The organism is Modestobacter sp. URMC 112 (assembly GCF_053502575.1).
This window is the reverse complement of record NZ_CP199957.1, coordinates 1828092-1853579: the sequence shown is the minus strand read 5'-3', so window position 1 is coordinate 1853579 and position 25488 is coordinate 1828092. Positions and strand designations below refer to the sequence as shown.

Below are 25488 nucleotides of genomic sequence, written 5' to 3'. Positions count from 1 at the left end.
GGTGAGGAGCTCCGGCGTCCCGTCGAAGCAGGGAGACCGGGCGCACGGACGGTCGGTCCGCGGGAGGGGTCGGGTGTCGGATCGACGTGGCAGCGGGATCCCTGCAACGCGGCCGGCCGCAGGGGGCGCGCCGGCGAGGGGGCGGCCGCGGTCGGCTCACCGGGCTCAGGCCCGGTGCCGGCCGGGACGGACGGAGGTGCGAGGCAGGATGGCGCATCGCCGGTCGGCGAGCCGGGTGCCGCCGCCGGTCGACGTCGCGGAGGATGGCGTCGTGGCTTCCAGCCGCCGGAGCTGGCCGGCGTCCGTCCGCGGACGCGCCACCGGGTTCGCGGACCAGGTGCGCCGACGCGGCCGGTCCGCTGCCTTCCGCGCCCTGCGGATGACCGGGGCGACCGTGGCCGCCTATCTCGTCGCCCAGCTCGCCGGGTTGCACGAGCCACCGCCGCTGATCGCGGCGCTCACCGCGCTGCTCGTCGTGCAGGCCACGCTGAGCAGCACCCTGGTCAACGGCTTCCAGCGGGTGTTGAGCGTGGTCGCGGGCGTGGCACTGGCGGTGGTGTTCGCCGCCGTCGTGGGGCTCACCTGGTGGAGCCTCGGGGCGCTCGTGGCGGCCGCCATCCTCGTCGGCCAGCTCCTGCGGCTGGGACCGCACCTGGTGGAGGTGCCGATCAGTGCGATGCTGGTGCTCGGGGTGGGCGCCGTGAGCGCGGAGAGCTTCGGTGGCGACCGCGTGCTGGAGACCCTCATCGGCGCGGCCGTCGGCATGCTCGTGAACGTGCTCTTCCCTCCGGCCGTCCAGACCAGGTACGCGCTCCGGTCGGTCGAGCGCTTCGCCGGCGAGATCGCCGCACTCCTGGACGAGGCCGCCGGTGCCCTGGTGGCCGGCCCGGTGACCCCGGAGCAGACGACGCGCTGGCTGCAGGCCGCCCGACGTCTCAACCGGCACGTCCCCCGGCTGGACCGGGCCCTCGCCCACGCCCAGGAGAGCCGCAAACTCAACGTGCGGGCACTCCGGTCCCCGATGGCGGCCGCCGAGGTGCGGGCCGGGTTGGACGCCCTCGAGTACACGTCGGTCTCCCTGCGCACCCTGTTCCGCGCGGTCGACGACGCCACCCGGGAACGCACCGGGGTCCAGGAGGACGGCGATTACGCCGACGCTGTCCGGCGCACCACGGCGAGCCTGCTCGAGCGCATGGGCACCGTGGTCCGTGAGTTCGGCCGGGGCCTGACGGCGGGGACCGGGGAGAGCCGGCGCACCGCAGACACCCAGCTGGTGGCGTCCCTCGCGGCCCTGGCCAGCGGCCGGACGCTCGTGGCGGACCTGCTCATCGGTGACCCGCGCAGCAGGACTGGCCTGTGGGAGCTCAACTCCGCGCTGCTCACGACCGTCGACCGCATGCTCGACGAGCTGGGCCCAGGACCGTCGGAGGACACCTCCGCCCTCCCCGTCCGGACCGGCGCCAGACCGCCGGCGGCGACGCATCGGCTGCGCCTGGGGCGCCGTCCGTCCTGACGACAGCGCAGGGGCCCCGGCGGGGACGACCGGGGGTTGTGGGGGCACGTCTTCCCTCCTTCCGGGAGGTGGCTGGACGGGGCGGACCTGGGGGCGGCGATCAGCGATCGCCGTCCGGGAACTGGGCCGGCTCGGCCGAGGGGGCCGATCCGCCGGGGTCCCGGCGACGACGGAGCCGCACGTCGCCTGCCGGTCGGGGATGCGCCGCTCCTCGACGACGTCGGTGCGGAGCAGCGGCACGAGTCCCCCTCGACGCGGTGTCGCCGGCGTGACACCGACCACATGGCCGAGGACTATGTCAGGACATTAGGACTTTGTGAAGGGCCGCTTTCGACCGGCCGATCGGCGACACGCCACCGGCGTCCAGCGCTCCGAAGCAGCCGTCCCGTCGGTACGGCGACATGCCGGACGAGGCGCAACCCGCACCTGCGGACCCGGACGCTCCGGATGCCGGCGCCCGAGCGTCAGCGGCCGACGAGCGTCGTCTCGAAGTCGTAGCGGGATGCGCGATAGACGTGGCGGCCGTGCTCGACGGGAGCACCCTTGTCGTCGAACGCCGTGCGCTGCATGGTCAGGAGCGCCGACCGCGGGGGCTCGCCGAGCAGCCGCGCCTCGTCGGCCCGGGCCAGGCGCGCCCCGATCCGCTGGTGCGCCACCCGGAGGTGGACGCCCTGACTGCGCAGGTACTGGTACAGCCCGCGCTCGGTAAGCTCCGCGAGCGTCGGCTCGAACCGTCCGGGCAGGTAGTTGGCCAGGATCGCCAACGGTTCGCCGTGCGTGCGGCGCAGCCGCCGCAGGGCGACGACCTCGCTCCCCGCAGGCACGTCCAGCTCCTGGGCGACGTCGGCAGGCGCCGGCACCCGCTCCAGCGAGATGACCTCCGTGGACGGCGCCTCCCCGCCCCGGGCGAGGTCGTCGTACAGGCTGGTGAGCTCGACGGATCGATGGACGTGGGGCTGAATGACCTGGGTCCCCACCCCGCGCTTGCGCACGAGCAGGCCCTTGTCGACGAGCTCCTGGACGGCGCGGCGAACGGTGGGACGGGAGAGCCCGTAGTGCTCGGCCAGGAGGAGCTCGTTCTCGAGCTTCTCCCCCGCCGGGATGCTGCCCTCCACGATGGCGCGCTCCATGGCCTGGGAGAGCTGGTAGTAGAGCGGGGTCGGGCTGGAGCGGTCGATGTCGAAGGCCGGCGTGACGGCCACCTCGTCCTCCTCCGGGCCCGGCGGGACGGCGCCCCCCGCGGCGGCACCCGCTGCATCCTCGCACCCGGTCACCTGTGCGCACCTCACCACGTCGGGGCATCTCGACGTATTTACCTAGTGTTGTCTTTATGTCCTAACAAACCCTTGACGCAGCTCTGTGTCGAGGAGCACAGTCCCTGGCACCGCACGACGACGCACAGGGACGGAGAACACCGTGCAGAACACACCCGAGGCGGTGGTCATGGGCCGCAGTGGCGTCGACCTCTACCCGCTGCAGGTGGGAGTCGGCCTCGAGGACGTCGAGACCTTCGGCAAGTTCCTCGGCGGCAGCGCCGCGAACGTCGCAGTGGCCACCGCGCGGCTCGGCCACACGGTCGGACTCGTCACCGGCGTCGGCGACGACCCGTTCGGCCGCTTCGTCCGCCGGGCGCTCCGCGAGCTGTCGGTCGACGACCACTTCGTCGTCGTCGACCGCGACCACCAGACGCCGGTGACCTTCTGCGAGATCTTCCCGCCCGACGACTTCCCCATCTGGTTCTACCGCCGCCCCACCGCGCCGGACCTGCAGGTGCGCCCCGAGGACCTCGACCTGGACGCCGTCCGGGACGCGCGGCTGTTCTGGGCCACCGTGACCGGACTGTCCGAGGAGCCCTCCCGCTCCGCCCACCACGTCGCGTGGCAGGCGCGCGGACGGCGACACCACACCGTGCTCGACCTCGACTACCGGCCGGTGTTCTGGTCCTCCCCGGAGGAGGCCACCGCCCAGGTCCGGGCGGCGCTGCAGCACGTGACCGTGGCCGTGGGCAACCGCGAGGAGTGCGAGATCGCCACCGGCGAGACCGACCCCGACCGGGCCGCCGACGCCCTGCTCGACGCGGGGCTCGAGCTGGCCGTCGTCAAGCAGGGACCCCGCGGCGTCCTCGGCAAGACCCGCACCCAGCGCGTGGTCGTCCCGCCCACGCCGGTCACGGTGGTCAACGGCCTGGGCGCCGGTGATGCGTTCGGCGGCTCCCTCGTCCACGGGCTGCTCACCGGACTGCCGCTGGAGCAGGTGTTGCGCAACGCCAACGCTGCCGGAGCGATCGTCGCCTCCCGGCTCGAGTGCTCGACCGCCATGCCGACCGCCGACGAGGTCGAGGCGCACGTCGCCGCGCACCGACTGGAGGACACCCGTGTCTGACACCGCCCTGGACCTGCCTGACGTCGCGACGAGCGCGCCGCTCTGCTCCTCCTACGCCGAGGTGACCGAACTGCGCAGCCGGCACCCCGAGGCGATCGCGCAGGCCCTGGCCACCCGCCGCCGACGCCCCTCGTTCCTCCCCGAGGACGGCCGGCTGATGCTGGTCGCCGCCGACCACCCGGCCCGGGGCGCGCTGGCCGCGCAGGGCCGGCCGGCCGCGATGAACAGCCGCACCGACATGCTCGACCGGCTGCGCACCGCGCTGGCGCGCCCCGGCGTGGACGGCCTGCTGGCCACCGCCGACATCGCCGAGGACCTCCTGCTCCTAGGCGCGCTGGAGGACAAGGTCGTCGTCGCGTCGATGAACCGCGGCGGCCTGGCCGGCTCGACCTTCGAGCTGGACGACCGGATGACCGCCTACGACGTGCGGGGCGTGGTCGAAGCCCGGTTCGACGCGGCCAAGATGCTCAACCGCTTCGACCTCGACGACCCGGGGACCGTGGTGTCGATGGAGGCGGCCGGCCGGGCGGTGACCGACCTGGCCCGCGCCGGGGTGATCGCCATGCTCGAGCCCTTCCTCTCCCGCCGGGCGGACGGGCGGGTGGTCAACGACCTGTCCCCCGACGCCGTCATCAAGAGCATGCACATCGCCCAGGGCCTGGGCGCCACCTCGGCCTACACCTGGCTCAAGCTGCCGGTCGTCGAGGAGATGGCGCGCGTCATGGACGCGACCACCCTGCCCACGCTCCTGCTCGGCGGCGACCCGTCCCGGCGCCCGGAGGAGACCTACACGCAGTGGCGCGACGCGCTCGCGCTGCCGTCCGTCCGCGGCCTGGTCGTCGGCCGGACGCTGCTCTACCCGCCCGGCGACGACGTCGCCGACGCCGTGGACACCGCGGTCGGCCTCGTCCACTGAAGAAGGACCACCCTTCCCCCCACGCCTCGCACGCTCGGCGCGGGCCCCTGAGGGGTGGCCGTTCCAAATGCTCACTGAGGAGCAGCACATGACCGCCACCACCCGGGCGCTGCACCTGACCGCCGGCAGCGCCGCCTACGGGGACTACAGCCTCGAGGTCACCCCCGAGTCGGCAGGCTGGAGCCACTCCGGCCTGCGGGTCCTGGAACTGGCCCCCGGCGGCACACACGCGCTGTCCACCGGGGACGACGAGGTCGTCGTCGTCCCGCTGTCGGGCGGGCTGATCGTCTCCTGCGAGGGCCGGATGCTGACCCTCGCCGGCCGGGCGCACGTCTTCGCCGGTCCCACCGACTTCGCCTACCTCCCCCGCGGCGCCACCGCCGAGCTCTCCAGCGAGGGCGGGGGCCGGTTCGCCCTCTGCGCGGCGCGGGCCCGCCGCAGCCTGCCGCTCCGCTACGGCCCGGCCGCCGAGGTCCCGGTGGAACTGCGCGGGGCCGGCTCGTGCAGCCGGCAGGTGAACAACTTCGCCACCGCCGGTGTGTTCGAGGCCGACTCGATCATCGCCTGCGAGGTGATCACCCCGGGCGGCAACTGGTCGAGCTACCCGCCGCACAAGCACGACGAGACCTCCGAGGTGGAGAGCGAGCTCGAGGAGATCTACTACTTCGAGGTCGCCCCGGGTCCGCAGGGCCAGCCGGGCCTGGCCTACCACCGGGTGTACGGCACACCTGAGCGGCCGATCGACGTGCTCGCCGAGGTCCGCGACCGCGACGTCGTCCTGGTCCCCCATGGCTGGCACGGTCCGTCGATCGCCGCGCCCGGCCACGACCTCTACTACCTCAACGTGATGGCCGGGCCGGGCCCCGAGCGCGCCTGGCGCATCGTCGACGACCCCGTCCACGCCTGGGTCCGCGACACCTGGACCGAGCAGGACGTCGACCCGCGCCTGCCCCTGCACTCCCCCGACCGCGCAGCCGCACATCACCCCACCCGCCCCGACCAGAACGGAGGGACCCGACCGTGAGCGCGCCGTCCCACCCCCCGGCCCGGACCGAGACGGTCCGGCTGACCGTCTCCCAGGCCGTCGTCCGCTTCCTGGCCCAGCAGCACACCGAGCGCGACGGCGTCCGTCAGCGGCTGTTCGCCGGCTGCTTCGGCATCTTCGGCCACGGCAACGTGGCCGGCCTCGGCCAGGCACTGCTGCAGGCCGAGATCGACGAGCCCGGTGCGCTGCCCTACGTGCTGGGGCGCAACGAGCAGGCCATGGTGCACACCGCCGTGGCCTACGCCCGGGCGAGGGACCGGCTGCAGACCTGGGCGGTCTCCACCAGCGTGGGTCCTGGCGCGACGAACATGGTCACCGGGGCCGCACTGGCCACGATCAACCGGCTCCCGGTGCTGCTGCTGCCGGCCGACACCTTCGCCACCCGCTCCGCCGGGTCCCTGCTGCAGGAGCTGGAGCTGCCCGCGTCCGGTGACGTCACCGTCAACGACGCGTTCCGGCCGGTGTCGCGGTACTTCGACCGCATCTGGCGGCCCGAGCAGCTGCCCGGCGCCCTGCTGGCCGCCATGCGGGTGCTCACGGACCCGGCCGAGACCGGGGCGGTCACCCTGTGCTTCCCGCAGGACGTGCAGGCCGAGGCCTTCGACTGGCCGGTGGAGCTCTTCGTCCAGCGCACCTGGCACGTGGGTCGGCCGCTGCCCGAGCCGGCCGCCCTGGCCCGTGCGGTCGAGGTGATCCGCTCGGCCCGCCGGCCGCTCGTCGTCGCCGGTGGGGGCGTCATCTACTCCCAGGCCACCGAGGCCCTCGACACCTTCGCCGCCGCCACCGGGATCCCCGTCGGGCAGACCCAGGCCGGCAAGGGCGCGTTGCCCTTCGACCACCCGCAGTCGGTGGGAGCCATCGGCTCCACCGGGACGACCGCGGCCAATGCGCTGGCCCGCGACGCGGACGTCGTCATCGGCATCGGCACCCGCTACCAGGACTTCACCACCGCGTCGCGGACCGCGTTCAGCGACCCGGACGTGCGCTTCGTCAACGTCAACGTCGCGTCGATCGACGCGGTGAAGCACGCCGGCGTGACGGTGCAGGCCGACGCCCGCGAGACCCTCACCGCACTGACCGACGCGCTGGCCGGCTGGTCGGTCGAGGACGCCCACCGGGCCCGCACCGCCGAGCTCGCCGCCGACTGGGAGCGCACCGTGGAGGCCGCCTACCACCCGCCGACGCCGAGCGCCGGCGAAGGCGGCCGGCTCACCCAGAACGAGGTCATCGGACTGGTCAACGAGGTGTCCGGCCCGCGCGACGTCGTGGTCTGCGCCGCGGGCTCCATGCCCGGTGACCTGCACAAGATGTGGCGGGTCCGCGACCGCAAGGGCTACCACGTCGAGTACGGCTACTCCTGCATGGGCTACGAGATCGCCGGCGGCCTGGGCGTGGCCATGGCCGACCCCGACCGCGACGTGTTCGTCATGGTCGGCGACGGCTCCTACCTGATGATGGCCACCGAGCTGGTCACCGCGGTACAGGAGGGCGTCAAGCTCGTCGTCGTCCTGGTGCAGAACCACGGGTACGCCTCGATCGGCGCGCTGTCCGAGCAACTGGGCTCCCAGCGCTTCGGGACGCGGTACCGCTCCCGCGCGGCGAACGGCCGCCTGGAGGGCGGCGTCCTGCCGGTGGACCTGGCCGCCAACGCCGCCAGCCTCGGTGTCGACGTCCTCACCGCCCAGGACGGGCCCAGCTTCGAGGCCGCACTCCGAAAGGCCAAGGCGAGCGACCGCGCCACCGTCGTCCACGTCGAGACCGACCCGCTGGTCGACGCCCCCTCCAGCGAGTCCTGGTGGGACGTGCCGGTCAGCGAGGTGTCCACCCTCGAGTCCACCCAGCGCGCCCGCGCCGTCTACGAGCAGTGGAAGGCGCGCCAGCACCCGTACCTGACGCCGTCCGAGCGCGGGACCGCCCGGTCGTGAGCGCCACCACCCCCGAGGAGAGGAAGACATGACCGTGCAGCAGTCGAGCCGCACCGGCCGGATCCGAGTGGGCTCGGCGCCCGACTCGTGGGGGGTGTGGTTCCCCGACGACCCGCACCAGGTGCCCTGGCAGCAGTTCCTCGACGAGGTGAGCGCCTGCGGCTACGAGTGGATCGAGCTGGGTCCCTACGGCTACCTGCCCACCGACCCCGCACGGCTGTCCGACGAGCTGGGGTCCCGGGGTCTGCGGGTCACCGCCGGGACCGTGTTCGAGCACCTGCACCGGCCGGCGTCCTGGGACGCCGTCTGGCAGCAGGTCAGCGACGTCGCCGCGTTGACGAAGGCGATGGGCGGCACCCACGTCGTCGTCATCCCCGACACCTTCCGCGACCAGAGGACCGGCGCGGACGTGGAGTCCCGGCACCTCACCCCGGAGCAGTGGACGGCGAAGACCACGGGCGTCGAACAGCTGGGCAGGGCCGTGCAGGAGGAGTACGGGCTGTCCATCGCCTACCACCCGCACGCCGAGACGCACGTCGGCAGGCAGGAGGACATCGAGCGGTTCCTCGCCGACACCGACGAGCGGTACGTGCCGCTGTGCCTGGACACCGGCCACGTCAGCTACTACCGGGGCGACAACCTCGACCTCATCCGGAAGTACCCGGAGCGGATCGGGTACCTGCACCTCAAGCAGGTCGACCCCGCGGTGATCGACCGCGTGCTCGCGGAGGACATCGACTGGCCCGAGGCCGTGCGGATGGGCGCGATGACCGAGCCGCCGAACGGCGTGCCGGCCTATCCACCGCTGTTCGAGGCCATCGAGGAGCTCGGCCTCGACGTCTTCGCCATCGTCGAGCACGACCTCTACCCGTGCGAGCCCGACGTCCCCCTGCCCATCGCCGAACGCACCCACCGCTACATCTCCGGGTGCGGGTTCCCCTCCCTCGAGATCGGCCGTCCCCGCACCGCCTCCGCCGGGGAGCAGGCATGACCGCCACCGAGGCACTGTCCGCCGTCCCGTCGGCCCAGCCGGTCCCCGCGGACCTGCGCGTGGCCGTCCTCGGCGTCGGCCTGATGGGCGCCGACCACGTCACCCGCCTGCACCGCCGGGTCGCCGGCGCCCGCGTGGCCGTCGTCAGCGACGCGGCCACCGACCGGGCGGACCAGGTCGCCGCCGCGGTCCCTGGTTGCCGCGTGGTCCCCGACCCGCTGGCCGCCATCGCCGACGCCGAGGTCGACGCGGTCGTCGTCGCCAGCCCCGGCCGGTTCCACGAGGAGCAGGTGCTCGCCTGCATCGAGCGCGGCATCCCGGTGCTCTGCGAGAAGCCGCTGACCATGGAAGCGGCGAGTTCGCTGGACATCGTCCGCGCCGAGGACGCGTACGCCGCGCGCACCGGTCGGCGGCTGGTGCAGGTCGGGTTCATGCGCCGCTTCGACCCCGAGTACGCGCAGCTCCGGGAGTTGATCGCCGCCGGCGGGCTCGGCGAGCCGCTGCTGGTGCACTGCGCCCACCGCAATCCTGCCGTGCCCCCGCAGGTCACCACCGAGATGGTGGTGCAGGACTCGCTCGTCCACGAGGTCGACGTCGCGCGGTTCCTCCTCGACGAGGAGATCGCGGCGGTCACCGTCCTGCGGCCGAGGGCGACCCGGCACGCCGGCGCGGGGCTGTCGGATCCCCTGCTGGTGCTCCTGGAGACGGTCGCCGGCCGGATGGTCGACGTCGAGTGCTTCGTGAGCACCGGCCTGGCCTACGAAGTGCGCACCGAGGTCGTCGGCGAGGACGGCAGCGCGATGATCGGCCTGGGGCAGGGGCTGGTCCGGCAGCACGCCGGTCCGGGCGGCGCCGTCCGCAGCACCGCGGTCACCCCGGGTTTCCGGGAGCGCTTCGGTCTGGCCTACGACCTGGAGCTGCAGCGCTGGGTGGATGCCGCCCGCCGCGGCACCGTCGACGGGCCCGGCGCCTGGGACGGCTACGCCGCCCAGGCGGTGTGCGCCGCCGGCGTCGAGGCCCTGCACACCGGCCGTCGCACCGAGGTCCGGCTGGAGTCACGAGGGGGCGGGCAGTCATGAGGATCGCCCTGGACCCGCAGATGCTGCGGACCACGCCGCTGCTGGAGCTGCCCGACGTGGTGGCCCGCATGGGCTATGAGTGGATCGAACTGTCCCCCCGCGAGGACCTCATCCCCTTCTTCAAGCACCCGCGGGTGGACACCCGCACCGTCCGGGCGTTCAAGGCCAGGCTGGCCGACGCCGGCGTCGGGGTCACCTCCCTGCTGCCGGTGATGCGCTGGTCCGGGCCAGGAGAGGTGGAGCGGCAGGCAGCGGTCCGGTACTGGCGGCGCGCCATCGAGATCTGCGTCGAGCTCGGCGTGGACACGATGAACAGCGAGTTCAACGGCCGGCCCGAGGAGCCCGAGCTGGCCGAGGCCATGTTCTGGCGGTCGATGGAGGAGCTGCTGCCGGTCTTCGAGCGCGAGGGCCTCAAGCTGGCGCTGGAGCCGCACCCGGACGACTTCATCGAGCTCGGACACCCGGCGATCGACATGGTGCGCGGGATCGATAGCCCCTGCGTGTCCTTCCTCTACTGCCTGCCGCACACGTTCCACCAGGGCGACGACGCACCCGGGATCATCGCGCACGCCGGCGATCTGCTCACCCACGTGCACGTCGCCGACTCGATGAACCACACCGCCTCCGACGGGCTCCGGTACATCACCAACCCGCCCGGCAATCCCGTCCGCGTCCACCAGCACATGGAGATCGGCCGGGGGGACGTCGACTTCGACGAGGCCTTCGCCGCGCTGGCCGGGGTCGGGTTCGACGGCGTACTGACCACCTGCGTCTTCGGCTGGGACGAGCAGGCCGAGGAGTCGGGCACGCGGATGCTCGCGGCAATCCGCGAACTGGTCACCAAGCACTTCACCGAAGGCACGTCCCCATGAGCCATCCCGTACTCGGAGAGGCAGCACCCGCATGGCCCTGAGACTGGGCGCCTACACCGCCTGCCTGCACGACCGCCCACTGACCGAAGCCCTCGACGTGCTGCAGGCCAACGGTCTGACCTCCGTCGAGGTCAACACCGGCGGCTTCATCCCCTCGCCGCACTGCCACGTCGACCTGCTGCTCACCTCCGAGCAGGCCCGGCGCGACTACCTGCAGACCTTTGCCTCCCGCGGGATGGAGCTGACCGGGCTCAACTGCAACGGCAACCCGCTCAACCCGCTCCCTGGCGTCGGCCCGAAACACGCCGACGACCTGCGCCGCACCATCGAACTGGCAGGCCTGCTGGGCGTGCGGAACGTCGTGACGATGTCCGGCACGCCCGGCTCGGACCCCGGCGCCCGGTACCCGTCCTGGGTGGTCAACCCCTGGGACGGCGTCTACATGGACGTCCTGGACTACCAGTGGGGCGTGGCCGCCGAGTTCTGGACGGGGATCGACGCCCTCGCCCGCGCCAACGACGTCCGGGTGGCCATCGAGATGCACCCGCACAACCTCGTCTTCTCCCCCGTCACGCTCGAGCGGCTCGTGCAGCTCACCGCCGCCACGAACCTGGGCGCGGAGATGGACCCGTCGCACCTGATGTGGCAGGGGATGGACGTCGTCGCCTGCATCCGCCGGCTCGGCCCGCTGGTGTTCCACGCAGCGGCCAAGGACGCGGCGATCACACCCGGCGTGGACGTCCGCGGGGTGCTGGACACCTCCTTCCGTCGGGTACCCGCCGAGGCACCGGACAAGGTGCCGACCGGCACCGGGTTCTGGTGCAACGCCTGGCCCGAGGACCCGGCGTGGCGGTTCGTGGCGGTGGGCACCGGGCACGACGTCGACTGGTGGACCGAGTTCCTCCGTGCGCTCGCGCAGGTCGACCCCGACATGGCGGTCAACATCGAGCACGAGGACGCCGCCTTCGGCCGGCTCGACGGGCTGGCCCTGGCCGCCGAGAACCTCCGGGCCGCCGCGGACAAGGCGTAGGACGTCGATGCGCACGCCGGTGCGGGCGGACCGCGACGGGTGCCCCGTCGCGGTCGTCACCGGCGCGGGCTCGGGGATCGGGCGGGCGACCGCGCGGCGGCTGGCCGCGGACGGGTTCCGGGTCACCCTCGCCGGTCGACGCCAACCAGCCCTCCAGCAGACCGCTGACCTCATCGGCACCCCCGACCCGCTGATCGCGGTGTGCGACGTCACCGATGCCGGTGCCGTCGACGCCATGGTGTCCGCCACCGGCCGCGCCTTCGGCCGTATCGACGTCGTGGTGAACAACGCCGGGATCTCACTCACCTCTGCGTTCGAGCAGGTGACGCTGACCGCATGGCGCGAGGTCATGGCCGCTGACGTGGAGTCGGTCGTGCTCGTCACCCAGGCCGCGATGCCGTTCCTCCTGGAGCGCGGGGGGAGCGTGGTCAACGTCGCGTCGGTCGCCGGTCTCGGCGGCGACACGGGGATGGCCGGCTACAACGCGGCGAAGGGCGCACTCGTCAACCTGACCCGGTCGCTGGCCGTCGAGTTCGCCGCCCGAGGGGTTCGGGTCAACGCCGTCGCCCCGTCGCTGACCTCGACCGACGCGACCGCGGACATCCCGGCCGAGGACGTCGCGGAGTTCCTTCGGCGCATCCCGATGGGACGGGCGGCGGACCCTGCCGAGGTGGCCGACGTCATCTCCTTCCTCGCGGGTCAGGACTCGCGTTTCGTCACGGGGGTCGTCCTGCCGGTCGACGGAGGACTCCGGGCCGGCAGCGGCCAGCCGCCGCACCGCTGACGGCCGCCTCGAGTCCACCGAGCGATCAACGAGAAGAACCGGAATAGAAGAGGAGTCACGTCATGACCGGAGCACCGTTCGACCCCCACCGCTTCGCGGGCCGGGTCGCCTTCATCAGCGGAGTCGCCCGAGGACAGGGCCGGCAGTTCGCCGTCGACCTCGCCGAGGAGGGAGCCGACATCATCGGCTTCGACATCTGCGAGGACATCCCCGGCGCCAGCACGCCGATGGCCACCCGAGCGGACCTCGAGGAGACCCGCGCCGCGGTCGAGGCCACCGGACGCCGGATGGTGGCCGAGCAGGCTGACGTCCGGGACTACGCCGCGGTCGAGGCCGTGCTGAACAAGGGGCTCGCGGAATTCGGCCGGGTCGACATCGTGGTCGCGAACGCCGGCATCCTGGCGGGCGCCGGTCCGTTCTGGGAGATCAGCCTGCAGAACTGGAAGGACACCGTCGACACCGACCTCACCGGCGCCTGGCACACCGTGCGGGCGGCGACGCCGGCCATGATCGAGGGTGGCCGCGGCGGGGTCGTCGTCATGGTCGCCTCCGCGGGCGCGACCAAGGGGTTCGCCAACATCACGCACTACGTGGCGGCCAAGACCGCGCTGGTCGGCATGCTCAAGCCGATGGCGGCAGAGCTCGGCCCGCACTCCATCCGGGTCAACGCGCTCTCACCCACCAACGTCAACACGGCGATCTACATGACCGACACCAACAAGCGGCTGTTCCTCCCGGACAACCCGCACCCCACGGACGAGGAGTACGAGATGGCGTCCCGGCCGCAGCACGTCCTGCCCATCGGGTGGATGGAGACCAGGGACACCTCTGCCGCGCTGCGCTGGCTGGTCTCCGACGAGGCCAGGTACGTCACCGGTCTCGAGCTCCGGGTCGACGCCGGCGTCGTCCTGCGCTGAGGCGACCCGGTCGCCCGGCGACATCGGGCCGCGGACCCGCGAGGACGACGCGGGTCAGGCCCAGTGGGGAGAACGAACGCTGGTTCCCGCCCGCAGGCGACGCCGGCCCAGGTCAGTGCGCTGCTGGCCGAGCTGACCGGCGACCTGCTGCGGTTCGAGGACTCTCCCGACACCCTGGAGGACGGGCAGAGGCCCGTGCAGCGCCGGCGCAGCCCTCCGGCTGACGCCCCGCCGGGCCCTCGGCACGACACCGACACCCGGGCAGTGACCGGTCCTGGTCCGCTCGACCTGACCGTCGCGGCCGCCCCCCGAGTGCGGGGCGGCTGGATCCTGGACCTGCGCTTTCAGACCGGCGACAGCCGGGAGTCCCGGTCGATCGAGGTGAGCGCGGCGACGGCGGCGGGCTTGAAGCCCTTGACGGTCAGGTAGACCCCGAGCGAGAGCTCCCACACGGCGATCGGGATGAAGGCGACAGCTGCGAACGGGGACACCCGGTCGATGACGCCGAAGAAGATCGCGATGTCGGAGGCGAGCAGCATCGGGGCGCCGATGAGCCCCAGGATGGGCAGGATGCGCGGTACCAGCCGCGACCGGTACATCACGTATCCCAGGCACAGCGCGTTGACGACCGGCATCAGGCTCTGGCTGAGCAGGAACGCCCAGTCGTAGCCGGCGAGATGGGTCTGGCCGATCGTGACCAGCGACTCGGGGTCCGCGCCGGCGGTTCCGGCCACGTCGGTCCGCAGGGAGACGATCGAGAGCAGCTTGACGACACCGACGATGATGAGGGCGGCTTCCAGGACCCGGGCGGTGACGAACCCGAGAGCCGCTGTCTCGCTCTGCCGCCTCGCCACCCGGAACAGCACCACGGCCGTGCCGATCCCGGCCAGCGCGACGACGACCTCGGAGAAGGCACCCCACAGCACGCCGGTGTCGCTGCCGGCGCCCAGGACGAAATCGGGGTCGCTCCGCACCGGGTCGTAGAGGACGAGGGTGGGGATCGACACGAAGGTGAGCAAGTAGAGGATGCCGGCGGCCAGGGAGGTCCGGCGCATCGAGTCAGGCGATGGTCGGGTCGCTGCGGGGGCGGGCGAGGTGATGGTCATGTCGCTTCCTTCGGGGGCTGACGGGGTGGGCTGGGCAGGTGCGCGGCCGGACCGGACCGATCTGCGTGGGCGGGCGCCGCGATCGGCCCGGCCGTGCCTTGCGACGGTCAGGCGTCGACGCCGCGGTACGAGGGCGTGGAGCCGGCGACCATCCCGGCGGTCACCGGCGAGGGCGTGAACCCCTTGAGGACCAACCAGACGCCCAGGGACAACTCCCAGACGAAGATGGGAGGCACGGTGAGCAGGAAGGAGGCCGAGCCCAGGCTGTGGAAGCCGAACAGCACGGCCACCGTGGACGCGATGAGCAGCGGGCCGCCGATGAGGCCGAGCATCGGGATGATCCGTGGCACGAGCCTGGACCGGTACAGCAGGTAGCCCAGGAGCAGCCCGTTCACGCCGGCCAGCAGGTTGGGCCCGAACAGCTGTGTCCACTCCCGCATCGCGGCGAGCGACTGGCCGGTGGTGGCCATGGCGGCATCTGCTCCGGCAGCAGTACCGGCCTGCCGCAGGCTCACGAGCGAGAGGAAGCTGACGACACCGCCAATGATGATGGCGGCTTCCAGGACGCGAGAGGTGACGAAGGCGAGGGCGACGCCCTCGTTCTGCCGCTTGACCACGGAGAACAGCGTGACCGCAGTGCCGATGCCGGCGAGGGCGGTGACCACATCGAGGAAACTGCCCCAGAGCGCCCGCGTGTCATCGGCGCCGGAGCTCATGAGGTAGCCGGCCGGATCGTCCAGCACGGGCGTGATGAGGAGGAGCGCGGGGATCGAGGCGGCGAAAGTGAGCACGTAGAGCCCGCCCGCGATGAACGCGGTCCTCCGCAGCGTGTCGGTCGACGGTCCTCGCGCTTCCGAGGTCCGGCTGGTTGGGACGGTGGTCGTCATGTCGATCTCCCTGTGTGGATTGACGGGTCAGCGAGGTTGGGTGCAGGGCACGTCGGGCCGGGCGGGTCCACCTGAGCGACCGAGATCAGCGGCAGGCCGGCGTCCCGGACCTTGTGGAGCAGGCCGTGGAGCGCGGCCTGGTCGACCACCAGGCCACTGAGGACGGTGGTGCCGTCGCTCTCGTGGGTGAGGCTCATCCCGTCGAACCAGGCGGCCCATCGGGGATGCAGGCGCCCCTGGAGGCGGATCTCGTACTGGCCGGGCTCTGGAGAACTGTCGGTCGACATCTCGGTCATCGACCTCCCTCGGTGATGGCTGCCCGGACGGCTCGCCCGGCGTCACGGGACGTGCTCTGCGGTGCGAGCGAAAGGTAGGAGGCGATGTGATGAGCACGGATCACCACATGTGTTGATCGACGTGGTGATCCGGCCGGTCGGGACCGGCGGCCTGCCCGGGGGTGCTGGTCACCGAGCTCGGCCGGCGGGTCCGCCGGCTCTGGACCGCACGGGCAGGAATCGGTGCCCTCGCTGCGGCGGTCGCCACCCTTGGAGCGCGTCCGACGAGCCCGGATCGGGCGCCTACCGGTCGTCGAGGGCGGCGCCGCTCGGGCGGTGACCGCGGGGGCGCGCCAGCAGGGCGAGTTCCCCGGCCCGGCGCACCGCTGCCCGACGGCTGTTGACCCCGAGCTTGGCGTAGATGTGGTTGGTGTGGGTCCGCACCGTGCTCAGGGACACGACGAGTTCGCGAGCGATGGCCGGGCCGTTCAGATCGCTCCCCAGCAGCCGCAGCACCTCCAGCTCGCGTTCGCTCAGTGGGTCGATCACCCCCTGGTCGACGGGCGGGCTGCCCGCGGTGCTCTGCAGGGCGGCCAGGAGCCGACGGACGTAGCCGGGAGCGGTCCCCTCCTTCGCGAGCGCTCGCAGCAGGGGGGCCAGGGGCGGGCCCTCGTCCAGGAAGACCCGGATGTAGCCCTCCGGCTCGGCCAGCGTCACCGCCTGCCGCAGGCTCGCCAGCGCAGCCGGGAGGTCTCCGTGCGCCTGGCGGGCCAGGGCCTGCAGCACCATGAGCTCGATGACGGTCCCGGCCCTCTCCCCCTCGTGCGCCGCCCGGAGGAGGCGCTGCGCGAACGAGTGGACCTCGTCGCCGGGTGACGTCGCCGTGGGCCGGGCCAGGAGCGCCCGGGCGAGTGTGACGTGTTCGAACTCCCGCAGGTAGCTGAGCTCGTCGTCGACGGACAGACCTCGCTCATGCGCCCAGGCGAGCGCCCTCGCCCACTCCCCCTGCGCGATCCACACCCGGGCCCTCAGCGCCGCGACCGGCCGCGCGTCGGGCGAGAAGTCACTGGTGTACAGGCGCTCGGCCTCGTCGAGCAGGTCGACTGCGGCGCCGAGATCTCCGCCGGCCTGGCGGACCCGGGCCATCCCGACGCGCCAGCGGTACCGGTTCTTGGGCAGACCGTTGTGCTCGCCCAGTTCCCTGCTCCGCTGCAGGTGCTGCACGGCGGCATCGAGGTCATTGCGCTCACGGAACAGGTCGCTCAGACCCACGTGCATGTCCGCCGCTCCCCGGAGCACGGGAGTCGCCTGTTCGGCTCGCTGCAGTCCCTGCTCGTAGGTGCTCATCGCCTGGCGGAGACGGCCCTGTGCGATCTCGATGTCCGCCAGGGTGACGGCACCGCCGACCACGTCGGAGAGGTATCCGGCCCGCTCGAGACTGGCCATGCCGTCGGCATACCAACGGTGCGCCGAGGCGAGGTCCCCGGTCGTCCAGTACGCGAGTCCCAGGAGGGCTGCAGCGGCTCCCCGGCTGAAGGGGTCGTCCTCGCCGACCAGGTCGAGCGCCCGCCGGGCGTGGCTCATGGTGCCGGCCACGTCGCCGAGGATGCGGGCCTGGCCGGCACGGAAGACGGCGATCGCACTCGGTAGACGGCGGAACTCCGCCTCGTCCACGACCACCATCTCCGCCGCGGCGGCCCCGGGAACCGTCCAGTCACCTGTCCCCGTGGCCAGCAACCGCTCGGCGTCGCGGAGCCGCGCCTCGACGCCCTCGAGCTCGCCGAAGACCATGAGCGCCCCGACGTACCCGACGCTCAGCACGGGCCTCACCTGCACCAGCTCGTCGGGAAGCGCCTCTAGCCAGCGACGCAGGGTGGCCTCCTGCCGCCCCTGGCGCAGTGCCGGGATCGCCAGCTCGACCAGGTCCGCCGCTCGCGGGAGGTCGCCGGCGGCCAGCGCGTGGTCGATCGCCTCCGGCCGCTCCCCGTGGTCCTCGTACCAGTCACTGGCCCGCCGGTGCAGCTCCGGAACCCGGCCGGGCTGCTCGTCCAGCACGCGCGCCCGGAGCACGTCGGCGAACAGGTGGTGGTACCGGTACCACCGGCGCTGGTCGTCCAGCGGGACCAGGAAGAGGTTCCCGCGGTCGAGCGCCTCCAGCACAGCCCGGCCGCCGTCCTGGCCGGTCACGGCGTCGCACAGCGACCCGGTCAAGCGGCTCAGGACGGAGGTCCGCAGCAGGAAGTCCCGGACGTGGTCGGGCTGGCGCTGCAGGACCTCTTCGGCGAGGTAGTCGACGATGTAGCGGTCGTCTCCGGCGAAGGCGGCGACGAAGCCCGCAACGTCGTCCCGCCCCTGCAGGGACAGCGCCGCCAGCTGGAGGGCGGCGATCCAGCCCTCGGTGCGTTCTGCCAACGCTGCGGCATCCGATGCCGTCAGCGTGAGCCCCATCGAGCGGTTGAGGTACTCGGCCGCCTCGTCGGACGTGAAGCGCAGGTCTGCGGCGCGCAGCTCGAGGAGCTCGCCGCGCGCCCGGAGCCGCGACAGTGGGAACGCGGGGTCGGCGCGGCCGGCGACCACCAGGTGCAGCTGCGGGGGCTGGTGCTCCAGCAGGAGGGCCAGGCTGTCCTGCACCTCGCGCGCCTCGATGACGTGGTAGTCGTCGAGGACCAGCACGACGTCGCCCGGGACGGCGCTCAGGTCGTTGAGCAACGTGGCAAGGACCTCGTCGGTCGACGGCTGGGGCGACTGCAGGAGTGAGAGCGCACCGGAGCCGGCCCCCGGCGCCGCCTTCTCCAACGCGGCGGCGAGGTACGTCCAGAACAACACCGGGTCGTTGTCGCGCTGGTCGAGTGACAGCCACGCCACGGACCGCCCACCGGCCGGAGCTGCGTCCAGCCAGTCCGCGATCAGCGTCGTCTTGCCGAAGCCGGCCGGAGCCGACACGAGCGTCAGCGCCGACTCCGCTCCCCGGCTCAGCCGCTCGTTCAGCTCCGGACGCCGGATCAGGCCGCGTCGCCGCCGGGGGACGTACAGCTTCGTCGCGAGGAGAGGGCCGGTCATGACCATGCGAGGCCGGCCTCGTGAACGCAGATCGCGATCTGCACCCGGTTCGTCACGTCCAGCTTGACGAAGATGTGGGAGACGTGGGCCTTGACCGTGGGCAGGCTCATGAACAGGTCACCGGCGATCTCAGCGTTGGACTTGCCCTGTCCGACCGCGACCGCGACGTCCCGCTCCCGGTCGCTGAGATCCGCCAACCGGGCGGCCGCGGCTCGCGCCCGCTCAGCGTTCACAGCGACCGTGGCGTGCGCGTCGACGACCCTTCGGATCAGTTGCGCGGTGACGCTGGGCGACAGCGTGGGCTCCCCCGCGGCGACCTTCTGGATCGCCTCGACGATCATCGGGGCAGAGGTGTCCTTGCGGAGGAACCCGCTCGCACCCTGGGCCAGGGCCCGGACGACGTGGTCGTCGGCGTCGAAGGTGGTGAGCACGATGACCTTCGGCGGGTCGCGTCGCTCGAAGAGGCGCTGGGTGGCGGTCAACCCGTCCATGCGCGGCATGCGGATGTCCATCAGCACGACGTCGGGGTGGGTCCGGGTGATCACCTCGAGGCCCTGGCCGCCGTCGCCGGCCTCGCCGACGATCTCCAACCCCGGCGCACCGCGGAGCACGAGGCCCAGTCCGGCGCGGACCCAGGGGTCGTCGTCGACGAGGACGACGCGGATCGGCGCGGCGCTCATCGGTCCCACGGGAGCCAGGCCCGGAGGACGAAGTCGCCCCCGGCCCCGACGCCGTGCTGGCAGTGGCCGTGGCTGGCAACGGCCCGCTCGGCCAGTCCGACGAGGCCGAAGCCGGTGGCCTCGGTGCCGTGATGGCCGTCCTCCACCCGGACGGGGTTCCGGACGGTGAGGTCGACCCCGGCCCCCGGACGACCCGTCAGTGCGACGGTGACGGCGGCATGCGGGGCGTGCTTGCGGGCGTTCGTCAGGCCCTCCTCCAGGATCCGGTAGGCGCTGCGGCCTGTCGACACCGGGAGCGCGTTGCCGTCCGCGAGGTCGGAGTGCACCGTGATACGCGCCCCGGCGGCACGCTCCTCGTCGAGCAAGGTGTCCAGATCGCCGAGGGTGGGCTGCGGCCGGTGGTCGGCCACGTCCTCGCCCTGTTCGGTGTCCCGCAGCAGACCCAGGATCTCCCGCAGGTCGGCCAGGGCGGCCTGGGAGTTGGCCTGGATGACGCCCGCCGTCTCCTGGGTCTCGGCCACGCTGAGATCGCTGCGGTAGACGAGCGCCCCGGCGTGCAGCGCCACCAGGGACATGCGGTGTGCCAGCACGTCGTGCATCTCGCGGGCGATGCGCGCCCGCTCCCCCGCCTGGGCAGCGGCAACCCGCAGCACCTGCTCGCGCTCGGCGCGGTCGGCCCGGTCGCGCAGGGACGCGACGAGCTCGCGACGCGCACCGACGTACATGCCGACGGCCACGACGACGCCCGTGGCGAGAGCCGTGAAGACGAGGTTCACGTACCAGGGCAGCGTCTGATCGGGCTGCACGGCGTAGAGGACCTGTCCGGTCGCGACCGACAGCACCGCGGTGGGCAGGATCTCCCGCCAACGCCGGCGGGCCGACAGCGACACCAGGCAGACGACCCACGCACCGATGGCACTGGCCGAGACCGCGGTCGCAGCCACGGTCAGGAAGGTGACGGCCAGCGGCCGGCGACGGCGGAACGGCATGGCCGCGACGGAGGCGACGCCGAGGGCGACGTCGATCCACAGGAGCGCCCCAGCCGAGCCCCACTCGTCCCGCGCGACGATCAGCCACAGCGCGCCGCCGGCGACCGCGAACAGCGCCCCATGCCACCTGCCGTGCCCAGCCATGCCCGGCCGTTCAGCCTCGCCGGCGGAGCCCACGGTCGGAGCGTAGAGCGGGGCGGCCTGTGCGACCGACCAAAGTCGCTGGGAAGCCGACTTCGGTCGAGTCCGCACCGACCGCAGCCGGATGTGCCAGCTCCGTCACGGCCGCAGGGTGGACATGGACGCAGGCGCCCGAACCGACGTCACCGCCACGGATCGAAGGAGAGCTGTCATGACCAGCCACACCACGGACACCGGGCAGGACCGAACCGACCGGACGGGCACTCCGGCAACGACCGAGGTCTCGCTGCCCCGCCTCCACCTGATGAGGCTCGGCTATCTCGTCATGGCCGTCGGACTCGCCGTGACGAAGTGGCCGTTGCTCATCGACGACAGCAGGCCATGGCCGCTGATGGAGGGGGTCGTGACGTGCATGCTGGTGGCGCTGTCGGTCCTGTCGTTCGTCGGGCTCCGCCACCCGGTGAAGATGCTCCCCGTGCTGCTGTTCGAACTGGCCTGGAAGGTCATCTGGGTGGCCGTCGTCGCTCTGCCCCTGTGGGTCGGCGATCAGCTGGACCCGGCCACTGCGGAGGTCTTCACCTCCTGCCTGGTGGTCCTGATCGTCCTCGCCGTCATCCCCTGGCGCTACGTGTCAGCGCAGTACGTGCAGGCGCGTGGGGACCGGTGGCGCTGACGTCGGTTGGAGCTGGAGCCCCGTCCAGGGCGCTTCTGGCGCGGGTCTCGACGTTCTGGTCCCCCACCTCCCGCGCCGCCGCGAGGACGCTCCGCAGGTCCGCTTCGGAGAGCGGATGGCTCGCGTCACGCCCACGGTGACGACCTCTGCGCCGGCGGCATGGGCCTGTGGCTCGCACGCCAGCTCTGTGACCACGTCGCCATTCGACGCGACGAGCGCGGCAGCAGCGTCCGGTCGACCACCCACTGGACCGGGAGCACGGTCGGGCACAATCGGCCGGGGCCGCAGGAACCAGAGCCCGACGGCGCGGGGGAACGAGTGGGTGTGGTGGTCCAGGGTCAGCCGGACGCTGTCGGCTCCATCTCGTCCCAGGACCAGGCTGGACCGCCGGTCGCCGGAGCGGTGCTGGACGGGCCCGGCGCCCACGGACAGCTGCTGGATCTCGCTCGGGCGGCGGCCGGCATCGGCACGTTCGACTGGGACCTGGGCACCGGGACGCTGAGCTGGGACGAGCGGCTGCTGGAGCTCTTCGGCCTGGACGAGGCCACCTTCGACCAGACCATCGAGGGGTTCAACGCCCGCCTGCACCAGGACGACCTGGGCCGGGTCACCGAACTGCTGCAGCGAGCGATCGAGAGCTGCGGGGACTACGAGGCCGAGTACCGGATCGCCCTCCCCGACGGCACGCTGCGCTGGGTGGCCGCCCGTGGCCGCGCACTGTGCAACGAGGCCGGCGTCACCGTCCGGGTGCTGGGCGCTGCCTGGGACGTGACCGAACGCCGCCAGGCCCAGGAGCGGGTCGCCGGCGTGCTCGAGGACATGGCGGTGGCCTTCCTCGCGATGGACGACGACTGGGTGGTCACCCTGGTCAACGCCGAGGGCGAGCGCATCTCCGGCTACCAGCGCCAGGACCTGATCGGGCAGTCCTTCTGGGAGGTCTTCCCCGCCACCGTGGGCAGCGAGTTCGAGGAGGCCTACCGGCGGGCGCGGGCGACCGGTCAGGTGGTGGCCTTCGACGCCTACTACCCCGCACCCCTCGACATCTGGGTCGAGGTGCGGGCCGTGCCCAGCCCGGACGGCCTGGCGATCTACTTCCTCGACATCACCGACCGAAAGCGGGCGCACGAACGCACCGAACGCGCAGCCGCCCGCGAGCGACTGCTCAGCCGGATCACCCAGGAGCTCAGCGCCAGCCTGGACGGCGGGGAGGCGCTGGGCCGGCTGGCGCAACTGGTCGTCCCGACGGTGGCCGACTGGTGCGTCCTGACCATGGTCGACGACCAGGAAGAGGCCGGCTCCCGCCGCCGGCTGCGCAACGCGGGCTCCTGGCACGCCGACCCGCAGCTGCGCCCGGTCACCGAGGGCTACGCCGAGGCCCGGCTGCCGGCCCTCACCGACGACTCGATCACCCTGCGGGCGCTGTCCACCGGGCAGCTCCAGATGCTGCCCTCCGGCGCGACCGCCACCGGGCAGCAGATGGTGGCCCCCGGCCCGGCGCGCGACCTGATCGCTGCGCTGGCTCCCGAGGCAGCAGCGGTCGTCCCGCTGCCGGGTCGCACCGGCCCGGTCGGGCTGCTGACCATCGCCAACGGCGCCGACCGCGGTCCCTTCACCCCCGACGACCTGGTCACGGTGCGGCACGTCGCCGCCCGGGCCGGCCTCGTCCTGGACAACGCCCGCCTGTACCGCCAGCAGCGCAGCCTGGCCGAAGGGCTGCAGCGGTCCCTGCTCACGCCCCCGCCCGAACCCGACCACGCCCAGGTCGTCGTCCGCTACGTCCCCGCCGCCCAGGCCGCGCAGGTGGGCGGGGACTGGTACGACGCGTTCCTGCAGCCCGACGGCGCGACCGTCCTGGTCATCGGCGACGTCGTCGGGCACGACATCCACGCCGCCGCCGCGATGGGACAGATGCGCACCATCGTGCGGACCCTCGGTGCGGAGGACGGCCACGGCCCCGCCGAGATCCTGCGCCGCGCCGACGCCGTCATGGAGACGCTCATGGTCGACACCGTGGCCACCGTCGCCGTCGCCCGCCTGGAACAGACCCCCGGCGAACGCGACCGCGGCATCACCCGCATCCGCTGGTCCAACGCGGGCCACCCGCCGCCATTCGTGATCAACGGCGACGGCACCGTGCTGCCGCTCACCGGGCTGCGAGCCGACCTCCTGCTGGGCGTGCGCCCGGACACCCGGCGCCGGGAACACGAAGTCGTCCTGGACCGGAACTCCGTCGTGCTCATGTACACCGACGGTCTGGTCGAGCGACGCGACCAGGACCTCGACCGCGGCCTCCAGCGCCTGCAGGACACCCTTGAGGAACTGGCCGGCCGTGACCTCGACGAGCTGTGCGACCAGCTGCTCGCCCGGATGCTCCCCGACAGCCCCGAGGACGACGTCGCGCTGGTCGCCGTCCGGCTGCATCCCCAGAACGAGCTACGTCCACCCGAGGCCGGCCCCAACGTCGTACCACCCAACGTGCCCGACAGCCCAGCCGTGGTGCCGCAACCCGACTGAACCACTACCGGCGTCCTGGAACCGTGGAGTCGGGCTGCCCGGCGCTCGGGTGGGCTCAGCCGCGGCCGAGGAAGGGCATGCCGGTGGCCAGCACCGTCGTGAACGGGACGCTGACGTCGAGCGGCAGCCGCGCGATGTGCACCACCGTGCTGGCGACGTGCGCGGGGTCGAACGTGGCCTCCGGCCGGACCGAGCCGTCGGCCTGGCGGGCGCCGGTGGCGATGCCGGCGGTCATCTCGGTGGCCGCGTTCCCGATGTCGACCTGCCCCACGGCGATCCCGTGCGCACGGCCGTCGAGCGCCACGGCCCGGGTCAGCCCGGTGACCGCGTGCTTGGTGGCGGTGTAGGCGACGCTTCCCGGCCGGGGTACGTGCGCCGAGATCGAGCCGTTGTTGACGATCCGCCCGCCGGATGGCTGCTGCGCCTTCATCAGCCGGACGGCGGCCCGGGTGCAGAGGAACATCCCGGTCAGGTTGACCTCGACGGTGGCCCGCCAGTCTTCGACGGTGATCTCGTCGACCTCGCCGGACGGGCCGAACGTGCCGGCGTTGTTGACCAGCAGGTCCAGCCGGCCCCAGGCGTCGCGCACCGCGCCGAAGGCCTCGTCGACGTGCCGCTCGTCGGTGACGTCGGTGGGCAGCACGAGGCTGGTGCCGCCGGCGGCCGCCGTCCCCTCCAGGGCAGCGCGGGTGCGGCCGAGCAGCGCCACCGACCACCCGTCGTCCGTCAGGGCCCGGGCGATGGCGCGGCCCAACCCGGAGCCGGCGCCGGTCACCACCGCGGTGCGGGAGGGCTCGGCCACAGGAGGAGCCTGCCATGACCGCACGGCCGGCGCGGCTGTGCCAGCCTGGGTGGGTGCCGGTCCCGTGGGTGCACGCCTTCGTCGACGCGCCGACCGACCGCGTGGGCGCCGCCCGGACGTTCTGGTCGGCGGTGGCCGGGTGGCCACCCGGCGAGCCGTGGCCCCACCACCCGGAGTTCGTCTCGCTCCTCCCGCCATGGGGGGCGCCCTACCTGCACGTGCAGCGGATCGGCGGGCCGCCGCGGGTGCACCTGGACCTGCTCGGCTCGCCCGCCGACGACGTCCCCCGGCTCGCGGGTCTGGGTGCCGAGCCCGGACCGATGGGCGACGGTTGGCAGGTGCTGACCTCGCCGGCCGGCCTGCCGTTCTGCGTCTGCGAGGAGGCCTGGCCGCACGAGCGCCCGGTCGCGGTGGCATGGCCCGACGGCCACCGCTCCCGGCTGGTGCAGCTGTGTGTCGACGTCCCGGCCGACCGGCACGACGCCGAGCTGGACTTCTGGCGTTCCGCGACCGGGTGGGCCGACGAGCCGGTGGACTCCCCGGAGTTCTCCCGGCTGGCACACCGCTCGGAGAGCCCGATGGCGTTGCTTATCCAGCGCCTCGGGGACGGTGACGGCGGCACGCACGCCCGGGCGCACCTGGACCTGGGGACCGACGACGTCGACGCCGAGGTGGCCAGGGTGCGTGCGCTCGGCGCCGAGCTGCTGTGGCCGGGCGACGGCTTCGTCGCGCTGCGCGACCCGGTCGGTCTGCCGTTCTGCGTGACCGCCAACCAGCCCGACCGCGGCACCTGACCGATGTCGCCGCCCGCGGGAGGACCCATTCTGGAGCCGTTCCTGACGCGGCGGCCCGACCTGTCGTGGGCCTGGGGCTGGTCTCCCTCTTCACGCTCGTGGCCCACTCGCCT

22 protein-coding genes are annotated in these 25488 nt (G+C 72.9%); 14 read left to right on the top strand and 8 right to left on the bottom strand.

From position 1 onward, the window contains the following. Positions 1-271 precede the first annotated feature (271 nt). Complete coding sequence (locus ACWIX6_RS08725) at positions 272-1513, top strand: FUSC family protein (RefSeq protein WP_448616451.1); 1242 nt, start codon at positions 272-274, stop codon at positions 1511-1513. A 464-nt stretch (positions 1514-1977) separates the two neighbouring features. Here ACWIX6_RS08725 and ACWIX6_RS08720 read toward each other — a convergent pair whose 3' ends face one another. After that, positions 1978-2715 carry a GntR family transcriptional regulator gene (locus tag ACWIX6_RS08720; RefSeq protein WP_448616450.1) on the bottom strand — a complete coding sequence of 246 codons (738 nt, stop codon included), beginning with the start codon at positions 2713-2715 and terminating at the stop codon, positions 1978-1980. A 214-nt stretch (positions 2716-2929) separates the two neighbouring features. On the opposite strand from ACWIX6_RS08720, the gene iolC reads away from it, so the two are divergent. The 10 genes from iolC (at position 2930) to ACWIX6_RS08670 (ending at position 13454) form a co-directional block, all read left to right on the top strand. Further along, on the top strand, positions 2930-3895 hold the full coding sequence (iolC, locus tag ACWIX6_RS08715; RefSeq protein WP_448616449.1) for a 5-dehydro-2-deoxygluconokinase: 966 nt from the start codon (positions 2930-2932) through the stop codon (positions 3893-3895). Continuing rightward, positions 3888-4811, top strand: a complete 924-nt coding sequence (locus ACWIX6_RS08710) for a class I fructose-bisphosphate aldolase (protein ID WP_448616448.1) — start codon at positions 3888-3890, stop codon at positions 4809-4811. The genes iolC and ACWIX6_RS08710 overlap by 8 nt, the downstream gene beginning before the upstream one ends. Positions 4812-4899: 88 nt before the next feature. Beyond that, positions 4900-5835, top strand: coding sequence for a 5-deoxy-glucuronate isomerase (gene iolB, locus ACWIX6_RS08705; RefSeq protein ID WP_448616447.1), 936 nt, complete (start codon positions 4900-4902; stop codon positions 5833-5835). After that, positions 5832-7781 carry a 3D-(3,5/4)-trihydroxycyclohexane-1,2-dione acylhydrolase (decyclizing) gene (iolD, locus tag ACWIX6_RS08700; protein ID WP_448616446.1) on the top strand — a complete coding sequence of 650 codons (1950 nt, stop codon included), beginning with the start codon at positions 5832-5834 and terminating at the stop codon, positions 7779-7781. Before iolB ends, iolD begins: the two co-directional genes overlap by 4 nt. Before the next feature lie 28 nt (positions 7782-7809). After that, complete coding sequence (locus tag ACWIX6_RS08695) at positions 7810-8772, top strand: TIM barrel protein (protein WP_448616445.1); 963 nt, start codon at positions 7810-7812, stop codon at positions 8770-8772. Continuing rightward, a complete protein-coding gene (locus tag ACWIX6_RS08690) occupies positions 8769-9851 on the top strand; it encodes a Gfo/Idh/MocA family protein (RefSeq protein ID WP_448616444.1) in 1083 nt (360 codons plus the stop codon). The genes ACWIX6_RS08695 and ACWIX6_RS08690 overlap by 4 nt, the downstream gene beginning before the upstream one ends. After that, on the top strand, positions 9848-10723 hold the full coding sequence (locus ACWIX6_RS08685) for a sugar phosphate isomerase/epimerase family protein (RefSeq protein WP_448616443.1): 876 nt from the start codon (positions 9848-9850) through the stop codon (positions 10721-10723). The genes ACWIX6_RS08690 and ACWIX6_RS08685 overlap by 4 nt, the downstream gene beginning before the upstream one ends. A 31-nt stretch (positions 10724-10754) precedes the next feature. Then, positions 10755-11753, top strand: coding sequence for a sugar phosphate isomerase/epimerase family protein (locus tag ACWIX6_RS08680; RefSeq protein WP_448616442.1), 999 nt, complete (start codon positions 10755-10757; stop codon positions 11751-11753). A 7-nt stretch (positions 11754-11760) separates the two neighbouring features. Continuing rightward, positions 11761-12537 (top strand): SDR family NAD(P)-dependent oxidoreductase, encoded by a 777-nt coding sequence (locus ACWIX6_RS08675; protein ID WP_448616441.1) that lies wholly within the window; start codon positions 11761-11763, stop codon positions 12535-12537. Positions 12538-12599: 62 nt separating this feature from the next. Beyond that, on the top strand, positions 12600-13454 hold the full coding sequence (locus tag ACWIX6_RS08670) for a mycofactocin-coupled SDR family oxidoreductase (RefSeq protein ID WP_448616440.1): 855 nt from the start codon (positions 12600-12602) through the stop codon (positions 13452-13454). Positions 13455-13798: 344 nt separating this feature from the next. On the opposite strand, the gene ACWIX6_RS08665 is transcribed toward ACWIX6_RS08670, so the two are convergent. The 6 genes from ACWIX6_RS08665 to ACWIX6_RS08640 form a co-directional block, all read right to left on the bottom strand. Then, a complete protein-coding gene (locus tag ACWIX6_RS08665; RefSeq protein WP_448616439.1) occupies positions 13799-14509 on the bottom strand; it encodes a DUF4386 domain-containing protein in 711 nt (236 codons plus the stop codon). A 158-nt stretch (positions 14510-14667) separates the two neighbouring features. Continuing rightward, positions 14668-15447, bottom strand: a complete 780-nt coding sequence (locus ACWIX6_RS08660) for a DUF4386 domain-containing protein (RefSeq protein WP_448616438.1) — start codon at positions 15445-15447, stop codon at positions 14668-14670. Continuing rightward, a complete protein-coding gene (locus ACWIX6_RS08655; protein ID WP_448616437.1) occupies positions 15444-15743 on the bottom strand; it encodes a hypothetical protein in 300 nt (99 codons plus the stop codon). Before ACWIX6_RS08655 ends, ACWIX6_RS08660 begins: the two co-directional genes overlap by 4 nt. 282 nt (positions 15744-16025) lie before the next feature. Continuing rightward, positions 16026-18782, bottom strand: coding sequence for a LuxR C-terminal-related transcriptional regulator (locus ACWIX6_RS08650; RefSeq protein ID WP_448616436.1), 2757 nt, complete (start codon positions 18780-18782; stop codon positions 16026-16028). Next, the gene (locus tag ACWIX6_RS08645) at positions 18779-19462 is read right to left on the bottom strand and encodes a response regulator (RefSeq protein WP_448616435.1); all 684 of its coding nucleotides are present in this window, start codon (positions 19460-19462) and stop codon (positions 18779-18781) included. Before ACWIX6_RS08645 ends, ACWIX6_RS08650 begins: the two co-directional genes overlap by 4 nt. Then, positions 19459-20628 (bottom strand): sensor histidine kinase, encoded by a 1170-nt coding sequence (locus tag ACWIX6_RS08640; RefSeq protein WP_448616434.1) that lies wholly within the window; start codon positions 20626-20628, stop codon positions 19459-19461. The genes ACWIX6_RS08645 and ACWIX6_RS08640 overlap by 4 nt, the downstream gene beginning before the upstream one ends. Positions 20629-20803: 175 nt before the next feature. Here ACWIX6_RS08640 and ACWIX6_RS08635 point away from each other — a divergent pair, with 175 nt between their 5' ends. Together ACWIX6_RS08635 and ACWIX6_RS08630 are read left to right on the top strand one after the other, a co-directional pair. Next, complete coding sequence (locus ACWIX6_RS08635; RefSeq protein ID WP_448616433.1) at positions 20804-21265, top strand: hypothetical protein; 462 nt, start codon at positions 20804-20806, stop codon at positions 21263-21265. Positions 21266-21589: 324 nt separating this feature from the next. Beyond that, positions 21590-23779, top strand: coding sequence for a SpoIIE family protein phosphatase (locus ACWIX6_RS08630; protein WP_448616432.1), 2190 nt, complete (start codon positions 21590-21592; stop codon positions 23777-23779). 55 nt (positions 23780-23834) lie between these two features. On the opposite strand, the gene ACWIX6_RS08625 is transcribed toward ACWIX6_RS08630, so the two are convergent. After that, the gene (locus ACWIX6_RS08625; protein WP_448616431.1) at positions 23835-24581 is read right to left on the bottom strand and encodes an SDR family oxidoreductase; all 747 of its coding nucleotides are present in this window, start codon (positions 24579-24581) and stop codon (positions 23835-23837) included. A gap of 14 nt (positions 24582-24595) precedes the next feature. On the opposite strand from ACWIX6_RS08625, the gene ACWIX6_RS08620 reads away from it, so the two are divergent. Further along, the gene (locus tag ACWIX6_RS08620; protein WP_448616430.1) at positions 24596-25375 is read left to right on the top strand and encodes a VOC family protein; all 780 of its coding nucleotides are present in this window, start codon (positions 24596-24598) and stop codon (positions 25373-25375) included. Positions 25376-25488: the final 113 nt, after the last annotated feature.